Genomic DNA, 12,350 nt, shown 5'->3' on the forward strand with positions numbered 1-12,350 from the left:
ACCTCCTCCCCACCACTTATTTTTTTCTCCCTCCCGTTGTCTTTTCTGTATACGTTTACACTCTTTTTATCTCTGTTCTGTCTAAGCGACATGATATGTTTCAGTCCCGTTACCGGGAATCGCTACGTTTCAAGTGTCCATTGCAGATCTCCTTTGCTTATTTTAGAAAAAGTTTCAGTCCCGTTACCGGGAATCGCTACGTTTCAAGTGATTCTAGGCATGATAATTAAGATGTGTGATGTGGTTTCAGTCCCGTTACCGGGAATCGCTACGTTTCAAGCCCCCAGCGTTGCGCTGTAACCCCCAGTTTGGAACGTCCAAGGGTTTCAGTCCCGTTACCGGGAATCGCTACGTTTCAAGGACTTTTTGAAAGCATTCTTCCCAGTTATGCTTTGAATCTGTTTCAGTCCCGTTACCGGGAATCGCTACGTTTCAAGCCTGATGGTAGGTTCAGTTTCACCAGAAGATGGTTTCAGTCCCGTTACCGGGAATCGCTACGTTTCAAGTTTCTATAGGGTATATAGACGATAGCGTAACCTGCGTGTTTCAGTCCCGTTACCGGGAATCGCTACGTTTCAAGGACTACTCTAGGTCTGATGGGTGTTTCATTATTGGCTAGGTTTCAGTCCCGTTACCGGGAATCGCTACGTTTCAAGCTGCTGAAGATTTATCTGCTAATCCTTTAGTTAAACGTTTCAGTCCCGTTACCGGGAATCGCTACGTTTCAAGTCCGCCATCTAAAAACCTTACAGAACAAGGATTCTACAAGCAGTTTTGGCAGATCGAAAAAATGACCACATTTCAGCCTCGCTTATTGATATAAACTATCAATAGTACCGAATATCAAAACGCTGTAACTATTAATTTGTCTAGGTTCTGGCTGTTTTGGCAGAACCCCCCAGGTTTTAGCCCTCGCTTTGATCTGCCAAACATAAAGCTACTAACCAACTATATAATAATTGCTTCTTGTTGTCGAGGCTTTTCCGAACCATAGGTAATAGTTCGCTTCACTGCACCTGCATCAAGTACGTACACCCGCACTGAATCTTCCTCTGGTTTGATTAACTTTTCAATCTTGATTTGCATCTCGGTAAATTTTACCGCAGTTAAAAAACATTCAAACACACTGTATTGCGTCCAATTTCCATAACCACTCAGCATTTTGTGTAACCGATTTCGACGCTTGTTTGCCGCTTTGTTGTCGGGTAAATCGTAAATAATCAAATAAAATAGTGTTGTCATTGAGGTTTGAAAAGTTAGATATTTTGTGTGGTGTGGGCATCCCTTCAGTTCGTTCTAGGGCAAGCTTACCCGCATTGGATAAAAAAAACTTTTCGGCTCCTACAGCCAAAATCGCGATCGCGAAGCGTGGGCTTTGTCTAATCGCGAAGCGTGGGCTTTGTCCAATCGCCTTTCATCGACTACCGCAAAGCAAGTGGTTTGTAGGAAATCCCTTCTTGTAAATGGCGACTTAGCAACCTGGCTTGAAGCTCGATCGCTCGTCGGTAGGTGCAGCGATAATTAAAGATTGGATGGGTAAACTCATCCTTCATTTTTCGCTCGAAAGCTTCTAAAAAAGTCTTTCTTCCAGCATCAGAAAGGCGGTATGCACTTAAACTTTCGGTAAAATCCTGGGGTTGAATTTCCCGTTTGCTCAATACTCCCAACACGATATTGTCGGAAATAAGAGCGCGAAATTCTTCCATCAAATCCAATACCATTGATGGCTGTCCGTGGTGGACTTCGTGTAAATAACCAATATAGGGGTCAAGTCCAGCCACATGAACGGCTGCAGTGACTTGGGTTTTCAGCAAAGCATAGGAAAAGCTCAATAAAGCATTGACTGGATCGGTGGGTGGATTGCGATTGCGTCCATTGAATGTCCATTGTTTACCTACCATTTTTTGCCAACAGGCAAAATATTCCCTTGCTGCTAAACCTTCGACTCCCCTCACTTGGTCAATGGTTTGTTGATTTTTAACAAGATTTTTCCGTTCTTTGAGGGGATTGTCCCGTTGATTGTGGCGATAGAGAACGTTGTACTGATTGTGAATTTTTGTAGTCACTATGGCTTTGACTAGTTCCAAACGCTGGGTAGGGTCATGATAAACTCGATATTGTGCTAATCGTAATTGACCATTACGCGAGTATCCAGGAAGAGCAGAACCTAAGTATTTACCCACAAAAGAAAGATAGTGGACGGGCATCCCCAATTCTAGAGCGTATACCAGAGCATCTCCCGTCACTTGAGGATTGCCCATGAGAACAACTTGTTCGGCAGTTTGGGCTGGTATAGTTTTTTTCTTCCAAGAACCATCTTCTTGTTTGAGAGAGACGGTGAAGGCTTCGTAGACTTTACTTAAAACTGCTTCAGGTTGAGTAACGTAAATTACAGTCATGCGATTTTGGATTTTGGATTTTGGATTTTAGATTGTGGACTCAGTATTGGGTGGTGCGGGATCTTGCTTGCATTTGTCTAAATAAAAACAAAACATCTTATGCATGTTTACTTAAAGCAAGGTAACAAGATGCTCCCAATACATAAATAGGTAGGTAGGAAAAAACCGAACTATGTAAAAATATGTAAATATGTTAAAACCCTTACAAATGACCAATGACAAATAACAAATGACGATCCATCTATTGAGAACGCAATGCTTTGACTTCAAAAGGTAGGCAAATTCTCTGTAAGCTACAGGATTGACACTTTTTGGTATTGTCAATTGGTATCGGCATTTCTCTCGTAGCAGCAAGTTGAGCTAGGGCTATGGCATTCTCTGTGGCTTGTCGTAGTTCTGGGGTAAAGGCTACGGTTTGTCGTCTGCGATTGGTATGGTAAAAAATCTCACCGTAAGTAATACTGCGTCCGGTGCGTTCTTCCAAACATAAAGCAGCACCACAGAGTTGAAAATGATCGTTGAGGTGTTGTGCCATCTTGCCTTTTTTGTATTCCACTGGCACAAGTTGCCCTTCTGACTCTTCCACCGCATCGATAATTCCGGCAATTTTCAAGCGATCGCTCCATACCCATTGTTGTTGGCGAATTATGGTATCCCCTTCGGCGATCGCTAATTCCTCATTAATATTACGGTGTAAATGGCGACCTAGAATAATATGCTCGTTATCTTCCATTTCCCCCAGCACATATTCCAGGTAAAATCGGCGCGGGCAATATTCCCAAGCGTTAAGATACGCCAGGGGTAAATAATTTTCAGTCATGCGATTTCAACCTGTCCCATACCCATTGCAGTTTTTCTGCCAATTCCAGCAAATATGGCAAAGTGGGCTAAGATAGTGGCAATTCTGGCTTGTTCGCTGTCTGCAAATTTATATCGAACCAATCCCTCAGCACCGATTTCCGCTCCGCCTTCCATTTTCATGGCGTAGGTTTTCAGTTCGTAGCCGGAAATAATAACATTCCATTCGACTTTAGGGAATTTTAAGGCTTCTGGTGCAAATACATTCCAACGTCGTAATAATCCGTTAAAAACCAAGTCGGGTAGGGGAAAAGGTTGGACGTTTTTAACTTGTTTGAAGCTGGTGGGGGAGAGAAATCGCAAATCGATAGTATTTTGGGCTGGTAATTGAGCAATTTTCTCGAAGCTAGTTGTTTGGGTAATGTCAATCCAGCCTTCCATTCTACAAGGAATTCCTGCTAGGGTCATTTCCTGCCCTAAGTCTGCATTCATTCCCCACAATAAAGGAGCGAGTAATTCTTTTTGCAACAAGCTGATTTTGAGGAGGATTTTTTTAGGAGAACAATATTCCCATCCAGTTGTTAGGGGTAGGGTTTCTTGTTGGTGTATGATTTCGGCTAATTCTGGGCTGGTGTTGGCAAACCAGCGAAAACACAATGCATGGATAGCGCGTGCTACAGTGGGAGGAAAGGGTTGAACTGAATTAACAGCGATTTGAATTCTGTGAAGGGAATCGGAATTAACTTCCACACCACTGATTTCATAAAGTCTTTGTCGCCATTCAACCAGATTACTACGCGCAATTTGCCTCCACAGCATCCCCATACAATTGTCGTATAAATTTGCGTGTGGCAGTACAGGCATAATTTTTGTCACGCCATCGGTTTTGCGTAGGGGTATCCAGATGGGGTTAATATCATCATGAATATCTTCCTGTTGTAGCCATTCGCTTAAGTTAACTGGAGCGGTGTTTATTTGAGTGGGGCGTAGAATTACACTTAGTCCGGCGAAAGTTGGTTCTGTTTTTGGTTGATTGAGCCAGAAATTCGTAGTTTTTGGAGTATCAGTCTCTTTGGTAGAAGTCATAACGGGCACTCGTAGAGCGAAGTTTTAAGGGTAAAAATCCTGGTTTGATGATTCTATCTTTGCCGAGTTGGGCTTTGTCGTTAGAAAAGGGATTTATCCGGTTGAAGGTGGTTTTTGAACCAAAATCATCCATTGGTTGGATGGTAAAACTGTTGTTAGGATTGGGGATAAAAGTAGGTTGGTTTGTTGTTTGGGTACGGTCGGGCAAGTATTGAAAGAAGCAACCTTTTTTACCAAAGTAGTTGATTTGGGCAAAAAGTTTGGTTAATTCTTGTAACTTATTTTGTTGCTTATCTTGTAATTTATTTGACTCATCTTCATGAATTCCTACATAAATTTGCAATTCTCCCTGTAAATGTATCCATTCTCGAAATACAAACCCGTCTTGCATGGGGAAGGTAGTTCTACTTTTGTCGGCTTTATCTGCGGTTTGGTCAAAGTATCGGAGTTTATAACCATTGCGATTGACTACTAGTTGTGCTGGTGGGAGGATATATATTTGCAAATCCCGAATCCAGGTAAATTCCCTTTTTATCCAGGTATCAAAATTGTCCTGGTGTTGTTTCCCCTGGCTTTCAAGTAAGGCTTTGAGTAGTGCCATTTTAATTGCATAGGGTGTGGGAACCAGGTTAGAACGAGCTGCCATACTGGTTGCATCAGAACGTTTGAGGGTGAATAAGCTCACGGGTTGGTATGAGACTGTCAACCATATGCTCTCTAACCTCTCTCCTCGTAAGATAGGGGAGTTTGGATTATTCGACTGCTTCGGCATTTTCGCTCTCCCAGGGTTGTCCTTGTTCTATGATGGTTTGAATTTGTTCAGCGAATTGTGCCATTGAATCGAATTCAAAGCAGCGAATTGTCCCTTCACCATTGAGGTTATTTAAGGTATTTGCCAAGCTGAGAATTTGACGGTTGTAACTTTCTTCCAACGGGCTTAACATGGGTGCGGGACAGCGACGGGTACTAATGGTGATGACTCCTTCAAAATAGTCGGGGTGAGGTAAATGGGTGTTGCGTTTGGCTCCGTTGGGTTGCATGTAGGTGTAAAGAATACTTTTGAGGAGTGCGTCTAAGCGTTGTTTGCGTTGGGTTGCGTGGATGCTGTAGCTAAAATTGTGGGGATTGTAACCGATACGGAATGCTTCCACATTGAGGACGGTTGCATACAACCCGGAACTGACTTGGACGTTGTAAGGGGTAGGATTGTCGATACCGTATTTAGCATGGAAATAGCTTTGGGTTTTGACGTAGGTGGGTAAACCAACAACTGCACCAAATTCAATAACTGATTCTCGTTTGAGAGTTTGTCCTTTCTTTTCTGTCACCATAAACCCTTCTAAATCGCTAATGGTGCAAAGTTGTAGAATTTTGGCGGTTTTGGTGGCTAAATCTGTATCTTTGTCGGTAAAGATAGGTAGGTTTTTCTCGATATCGTATCCAATGCGATCGGGATTCAATTGTTTTCCGCCTGCTGACAAACTTAAACCAGATTCTAAAGAGATGCGGTGTAAATGTTCGGCTTGAATATGTTTGAGCATATCGCCAGAAACACCGTTAACATATTCGGGTTCATTTCCACCTTTTTGGATGATATAAAAACGACGGGTTAATGATTGATTACCTTCGTTTCCTTCGTTATTGAGGGCGTGAATTTGCCAGGAAAGCAAACCGCTAACGGAGAGGGAATAAACTGAGAAATTTTGGTTGGACATTTTGGTTTGTTTTGTGAATTATGAATTGTAGATTAGATGATGGTGTTTTTAGAGGATGTTTGAAAAGTCATGATTGATGTATCAAATATTTTTTTACCCCACCCTAACCCTCCCCTTGGAAAGGGGAGGGAACCAGATTCATCTTATTTTCCCACCTTTACAAGGGGGGATTAAGGGGGGTAATAATGTGATGAAAATGACAGACAACCACTTTTCAAACATTCTCTTATGCTGCTTCGGTTTCGCTATCAATTTCAGCTTCTATATCTTCGCCTTCTTCATACATTTCATCAGGTTGTTTATCTTCTCCTTCGTTATCTTTACCTTTAGACCAACCTTTGGCATATCCGTAAGCGATTAAGAGATTGGCTACTAAACTAGAGCCGTGTTGCTCAATTAAATTAATCAGCCGATCCAAATCATCTTTGGTTGTCCAAATACGGCGGGGCTTCTTCTGTTTTCTGAGTTCTTCGTCAATACGTAAATTTTCATTTTCGTAGCTGGCTAAAAATGCACTTATTTCAATAATAAAATCTTTTTTTGAACCTGATTGACTGCTCAACCTTTGTGCTAATCCATAGATTCTTTCCCATCCAGTTTCCTTTGATTTTCCTTCCTTGTTGTGAATAGTTCCAGCATAAACTGTGGCACTATTAATGGCTTTAGCGATATTTAAAAAGCCTGAATCTGTAGTTATTTCTGTTAAGCTCCAATCACTATCATTTTGTCGCAATTTCCCACTAAAATTTCTCACCATAACATCGATTCCTTGTTTTGAGAATAAAGAAACTCTTGATTTCCCATCGGCTAATTTCTTTGTGATGTAATCAGCATAGCTGACTTGGAAGCGGAAAAATTGATATAAATCATTCCCGGTAATAAAATCCCTGTATGCTGCAAGTAATTCGCTAGTTCCCTCGTCAATTGATAGAAAATGCACTATTCTAAGATGCTCTTCCAAGATATTTAGATACTCATACAATTCATCTTTACTGTGGGGATGTATCCAAGCTGGAAGCCCCAAGCTAAAAAGTTCTTTGAATGCATAAACCTGTCCTTTGGAGCTAAAATTAGTTCCTGCAAAGTTGCTGACAAATTTATTGACGGGTTTAGCCGAAATATCAAAATCATCAAAATCATCGTCTGACTTTTCCGGTTCTCCGATTTTTTCGGGAATAGAATGGTGGTTGAGCAATTCCTGACAGAACCGCAGTACTAACTCTGCATCAAATCGAGCAATTCCATGTCCTGCTCCTGGTGGGTTATATACAAGCAATTTTTTAATGACACTGCAATAGTCTTGGAATTGGATATCATGGGGTTGCAGTGCTACAACTCTCCAATCAAAAACGCGATCGCGTATTTTTACCCTCTCAGCAATTCCATAATGAAATAACCCGCTAGCAACCAACCACAAACTCAACCAATCTGCTTTTTGCGACTCGAATTTATTGCTATCGGCTTTAATGCGGTTCGCTCCTAGTACAGAGGTTGGTAAATAAACTCTCACAGCACTCTCCATACTTGGTAATTTGCGACCCGTGTTTTTTTGGAATATTTTTGCAACCTTCTCAACTCCCCCATCTTCCTGACTAAAACCCTCAAAAAGTGCTGCAATGAAAGCACCATAGTTTTCCTGCAATTCCCAACTACCCATCCATAGGTCATTATGATTGCGATCGCAACGCATTTGTGCGAGGAACACACCATTTTGAGTGCGCGAATCCGGTGGTTTGGGTGCTTCCTCTGAGTTTTCGATTTTTCCTCGTTGTTGGAAGAGAAAATCTCGATAAAGCTTGCGAGTATTGCTTTGTTCTACCGTATCAAAAATTTCCACATCTGGGGGAATTTTGCTGGTATCAGTGTTTTTTCCTTTCACCACAGGAAAAGGGTCAGCATAACGGATTTTGGTGATGGGTTCGATATTAATAGGCTGTTTGAATTGGAGAATATAGGCTGTACCTCTATCTATCAATTGAATTGAACTTTTTTGTTTTGTTTTATGCAAAGCATATTCGGCAAGTCGGGCTAAACCCAACATGAAAAATGCATCAGCGTAACTACTGAACGTTTTAGTAATAATTAATCGCTCTGTCATCGGGACTGGAGCCTTGAGTTGTTTGCTTAATTATTTATAGCATGGCTATGGAAAGGGGGTATTCCGGTTGCGATCGCCTTATTTTTGTAGCGAGTTGCGATCGCAGTTTTTCTCCCCCAACCACCCCAACCACCCCAGCTACCCCTGCTCCCCCAGCTTTAAAACCACGACTACGCAAAGAAGTTTACTAGTATTGGCTCTTGAAAGGTTTATAAATAAAGGTTTTGAGCAGATTAAAATTTTATTGCTTAGTTTTTTTTCTTACTCAGACTTATAACTCAAAACAATATCTTTCTCTGAGCAGTCACGCTTGGAGGGTTGTTAGCTGTCAATCCAAATTTGAGCAAAAACGTTCAGCCGTCCATCCAACAATATCTGACACCTGCCCATCACCAATTTCTACGATTCGCTGAGTGCCATCGCTATGTTCTACTACATCAACAGAAGAAAAAACTGCGCTCTCAATCCGCTTGGCGCACTCAAAAACAATCTCTGGAATTTCTTCATCTGCTGAAGCAGCAAAAGGTTACCAGATAAACAAAGTAACGCTTCTCAGTTTCTCTTACAAAAATCTTCAATCCGCCGCACACAAATACCTCCTTCAAATCGTGCCTCGAAATTTTTGCATCTCGGCTACTACTGTTTTGATTTGCTCTGGTTGATTAATTATGGAACCAACTGAGGTTTGAGAGACTTAACATAATCTTTTGATAAAAAATCCATTCCAGCCAAGTTGGTTTAACTGGTTCTCTAAATCATCATCGACGAATAAAATTTAGTCTCTGGAGTTAAATCAGTAATTAGCGGATACCAATTAATCAAATAATGTGTAGCTAGATACTCAGCCAAAAGAAGTTAAAACACTTGCCCTGTAATTTCTACGACATTAAACTAATAATTCATAATCTCCGGGCGAGAGCATCAAACCCCGATAAACAACTTTGAACCAGAAGTTGGGACTGGAATAATCTTTGACGAACCTGTCCCTAACGACTCTAAAGAAATAACTCCAGTTGCAAACCCAGCATTTTGCATACAAGCAACTTGCTCCGAGTACGCTGCATCCGCTTTTTTAGGATTGAAGTAATCGCTAGGGAAAAAGAAATATCACCAATATCTCAACCAAATAGATTTAATTTACTAACTATACTAATTCTTAAGTATATTTACTTTTAAAAAATTAGGTATAAAATAAGCCAAACTTTAAGGAATTCGTTGCGAATCATGCGGCATCGCGGAGTCTTCGGGGCGGGGGAGCGCGGGCTTGTCCGGTTCTAACCAGTGATAGTATACCATTAAATCCACAGATTCATTTCTAAAGTGTATTTTGTTTAGAAAAATAGCCACCGTATTTCAAACACGTAGTCATATTAAAATCCTTATGTATGGAATACTGATGAGCCCATGTTGAAAATAAATCACAATCAATTAATTAGGAAAAAGTTAACCTGGTTGCATCAAAAAAAATTAATGCTACATCATAATTATCTTGAGCAATATAAGCAAAACAATTCATCAATATCTTCGCTTGCTTTTAGCCGTAATAATAATACGTCTTCGTCATTTATTTTTCCGTGGAAACCTTGCAGAATTTGAAGCGCGTTTTTCGTTCCCACCATTCATCTGTCACCTCAATCGGTTCTCCACTATCTAAACCCTCTAACAACATTGCTTCTAACTTTTTTTCTTCAGCCTTTTCTGGGCTTGACGAATTAAATCGCGGATGTACTCACTCGCAGTACTGTAACCACCCTTGGCTACTTCCTCATCAATAAAAAGCTCGCATTGCTTCAGGCAAAGAGATGTTCAGCGTCGTCATTGACTATTGACCTTGGCTAAGTTTATTTAATCATGACAAAAATTGCCAATATATGCCAACCATCAAGCCTGAACATTAAAATTTTCAGGAATTGATGGGGAGCCACTCTAGGTTTCAGTCCCGTTACCGGGAGTCGCTACGTTTCAAGCCTCAATGGGTAAGAAGTCCAGTCATAAACGTAGGTAGTTCAGTCCCGTTACCGGGAGTCGCTACGTTTCAAGTGGGGGTTGGGTGCGGCTACGGCTTCAGCGTCAAAGTTCAGTCCCGTTACCGGGAGTCGCTACGTTTCAAGCTTTAGTGTGCCCTACTAGAAGTCGTCGCTAACAAAGTTTCAGTCCCGTTACCGGGCAGTCGCTACGTTTCAAGTTCTAGAATGGCGATCGCATTCCATATTAATTATTGTTCAGTCCCGTTACCGGGAGTCGCTACGTTTCAAGAATGATTGCAGCTTTGAGAAGTATATTAGGAGAGCAAAGTTTCAGTCCCGTTACCGGGAGTCGCTACGTTTCAAGAAGATTCACATTGCTTAGTAGGATTATTTATAGATTGTTTCAGTCCCGTTACCGGGAGTCGCCTACGTTTCAAGCTGCAGCAGTGAAAAGGTTTTTAAATCGGTTTTATCGTTTCAGTCCCGTTACCGGGAGTCGCTACGTTTTCAAGCTTTCGCTGCCTTTCGTCTATGACATGTGTAATTCAACTATAGTTTCAGTCCGTTACCGGGAGTCGCTACGTTTCAAGCTACTTATGTTTCCGGGTTCGCTGGCAATATGGATATGTTTCAGTCCCGTTACCGGGAGCGCTACGTTTCAAGCTGATGGGCCAGCAGTAATCTCGTCCCAATAGGGGTCATGGTTTCAGTCCCGTTACCGGGAGTCGCTACGTTTCAAGTTGTTTCCATCCCACTGATGGAAGCGAACATCTCTGAGTTTTCAGTCCCGTTACCGGAGTCGCTACGTTTCAAGTCTAGCTGCGTTCAACATTGCGTTAAGCGATTCGCGCGTTTCAGTCCCGTTACCGGGAGTCGCTACGTTTCAAGCGAATGGTTAGCAACTCAGGACATAAACGGTGATGCGTTTCAGTCCCGTTACCGGGAGTCGCTACGTTTCAAGTCTTATTTGCTTACTTAATGCGATACTCGGCCCGATAGTTTCAGTCCCGTTACCGGGAGTCGCTACGTTTCAAGTAAAGTGTTAAGCGCTTAACAGGAGACAGCATGAGGTTTCAGTCCCGTTACCGGGAGTCGCTACGTTTCAAGTTTATTTGTTAAGGCTAAAAAGAAAAGGTGATTGGGTTTCAGTCCCGTTACCGGGAGTCGCTACGTTTCAAGCAATTGCTTTTCTGCTGCCATCTCTTCGGTGATGGGTTTCAGTCCGTTACCGGAGTCGCTACGTTTCAAGAAGCATGAATTCGTCTGCATAAAGCAGTCCTTGATCAAAAAGTTTCAGTCCCGTTCCGGGAGTCGCTACGTTTCAAGGAAGTAGCTCGAACTCTAATGCGAATCGGCTCCGATACGTTTCAGTCCCGTTACCGGGAGTCGCTACGTTTCAAGTTCCCGATCGCGTGCGGAAGTGGGGATGCAAATTCCCCTTCTGGTTTCAGTCCCGTTACGGGAGTCGCTACGTTTCAAGTACAGAAGGTTTTTAATCTGTATTCAACCATTAAAATGTTTCAGTCCCGTTACCGGGACTGAAACCAGAAGGGGAATTTGCATCCCCACTTCCGCACCGCGATCGGGACTTGAAACGTGAAGCGACCCCGGTAACGGGACTGAAACGTATCGGAGCCGATCGCATTAGAGTTCGAGCTACTTCCTTGAAACGTAGCGACTCCCGGTAACGGGACTGAAACTTTTTGATCAAGACTGCTTTTATGCAGACGAATTCATGTTTCTTGAAACGTAGCGACTCCCGGTAACGGGACTGAAACCCATCACCGAAGAGATGGCAGCAGAAAAGCCAATTGCTTGAAACGTAGCGACTCCCGTAACGGGACTGAAACCCAATTCACCTTTTCTTTTTAGCCTTAACAAATAAACTTTGAAACGTAGCGACTCCCGGTAACGGGACTTGAAACCTCATGCTTGTCTCCTGTTAAGCGCTTAACACTTTACTTGAAAACGTAGCGACTCCCGGTAACGGGACTGAAACTATCGGGCGAGTATCGCAATTAAGTAAGCAAATAAGACTTGAAACGTAGCGACTCCCGGTAACGGACTGAAACGCATCACCGTTTATGTCCTGAGTTGCTAACCATTCGCTTGAAACGTAGCGACTCCGGTAACGGGACTGAAACGCCGCGAATCGCTTAACGCAATGTTGAACGCAGCTAGACTTGAAACGTAGCGACTCCCGGTAACGGGACTGAAACTAAGATATATTAACTTAGAAAAGAGGATCTCTACTCAAATAGAAACCTCGAGCGTCTCGAAAACACGG

Annotated in this window: 9 protein-coding genes and 2 CRISPR repeat arrays; of the genes, 1 reads left to right on the forward strand and 8 read right to left on the reverse strand. The window is 42.3% G+C overall.

What is annotated here, in order from left to right:
• Positions 1–97 precede the first annotated feature (97 nt).
• Positions 98–729: a CRISPR direct-repeat array (repeat unit 37 nt; unit sequence GTTTCAGTCCCGTTACCGGGAATCGCTACGTTTCAAG).
• A 219-nt stretch (positions 730–948) separates the two neighbouring features.
• The 8 genes from cas2 to F7734_RS57565 all read right to left on the reverse strand — a co-directional run bounded on the left by cas2 (position 949) and on the right by F7734_RS57565 (position 8,274).
• Entirely contained in the window at positions 949–1,242 is a 294-nt protein-coding gene (cas2, locus tag F7734_RS57530) for a CRISPR-associated endonuclease Cas2 (RefSeq protein WP_155753094.1), read from the reverse strand.
• A gap of 179 nt (positions 1,243–1,421) precedes the next feature.
• Entirely contained in the window at positions 1,422–2,399 is a 978-nt protein-coding gene (gene cas1d, locus F7734_RS57535) for a type I-D CRISPR-associated endonuclease Cas1d (RefSeq protein WP_155753095.1), read from the reverse strand.
• A 241-nt stretch (positions 2,400–2,640) separates the two neighbouring features.
• Positions 2,641–3,219 carry a CRISPR-associated protein Cas4 gene (gene cas4 / locus F7734_RS57540; RefSeq protein WP_155753096.1) on the reverse strand — a complete coding sequence of 193 codons (579 nt, stop codon included), beginning with the start codon at positions 3,217–3,219 and terminating at the stop codon, positions 2,641–2,643.
• A complete protein-coding gene (gene cas6, locus F7734_RS57545) occupies positions 3,216–4,283 on the reverse strand; it encodes a CRISPR system precrRNA processing endoribonuclease RAMP protein Cas6 (RefSeq protein WP_155753097.1) in 1,068 nt (355 codons plus the stop codon). Before cas6 ends, cas4 begins: the two co-directional genes overlap by 4 nt.
• On the reverse strand, positions 4,261–5,055 hold the full coding sequence (locus tag F7734_RS57550; protein WP_243147612.1) for a hypothetical protein: 795 nt from the start codon (positions 5,053–5,055) through the stop codon (positions 4,261–4,263). Before F7734_RS57550 ends, cas6 begins: the two co-directional genes overlap by 23 nt.
• Positions 5,036–5,998: a DevR family CRISPR-associated autoregulator gene (locus F7734_RS57555; protein WP_155753098.1), complete on the reverse strand. Its 963-nt coding sequence runs from the start codon at positions 5,996–5,998 to the stop codon at positions 5,036–5,038. Before F7734_RS57555 ends, F7734_RS57550 begins: the two co-directional genes overlap by 20 nt.
• 226 nt (positions 5,999–6,224) lie before the next feature.
• Positions 6,225–8,096 carry a hypothetical protein gene (locus F7734_RS57560; protein WP_155753099.1) on the reverse strand — a complete coding sequence of 624 codons (1,872 nt, stop codon included), beginning with the start codon at positions 8,094–8,096 and terminating at the stop codon, positions 6,225–6,227.
• A 34-nt stretch (positions 8,097–8,130) separates the two neighbouring features.
• On the reverse strand, positions 8,131–8,274 hold the full coding sequence (locus F7734_RS57565) for a hypothetical protein (protein WP_155753100.1): 144 nt from the start codon (positions 8,272–8,274) through the stop codon (positions 8,131–8,133).
• A 161-nt stretch (positions 8,275–8,435) separates the two neighbouring features.
• Between F7734_RS57565 and F7734_RS64880 the strand changes: the two genes are divergently transcribed.
• Complete coding sequence (locus tag F7734_RS64880) at positions 8,436–8,633, forward strand: hypothetical protein (protein WP_155753101.1); 198 nt, start codon at positions 8,436–8,438, stop codon at positions 8,631–8,633.
• A 1,395-nt stretch (positions 8,634–10,028) separates the two neighbouring features.
• Positions 10,029–11,611: a CRISPR direct-repeat array (repeat unit 35 nt; unit sequence TTCAGTCCCGTTACCGGGAGTCGCTACGTTTCAAG).
• Positions 11,612–12,350 lie beyond the last annotated feature (739 nt).

Source organism: Scytonema sp. UIC 10036 (assembly GCF_009725235.1).

Coding starts and splice junctions, on each gene's coding strand:
- cas2 (WP_155753094.1), bottom strand. CDS start 1,242: ATGACAACACTATTTTATTTGATTATTTACGATTTACCCGACAACAAA.
- cas1d (WP_155753095.1), bottom strand. CDS start 2,399: ATGACTGTAATTTACGTTACTCAACCTGAAGCAGTTTTAAGTAAAGTC.
- cas4 (WP_155753096.1), bottom strand. CDS start 3,219: ATGACTGAAAATTATTTACCCCTGGCGTATCTTAACGCTTGGGAATAT.
- cas6 (WP_155753097.1), bottom strand. CDS start 4,283: ATGACTTCTACCAAAGAGACTGATACTCCAAAAACTACGAATTTCTGG.
- F7734_RS57550 (WP_243147612.1), bottom strand. CDS start 5,055: ATGCCGAAGCAGTCGAATAATCCAAACTCCCCTATCTTACGAGGAGAG.
- F7734_RS57555 (WP_155753098.1), bottom strand. CDS start 5,998: ATGTCCAACCAAAATTTCTCAGTTTATTCCCTCTCCGTTAGCGGTTTG.
- F7734_RS57560 (WP_155753099.1), bottom strand. CDS start 8,096: ATGACAGAGCGATTAATTATTACTAAAACGTTCAGTAGTTACGCTGAT.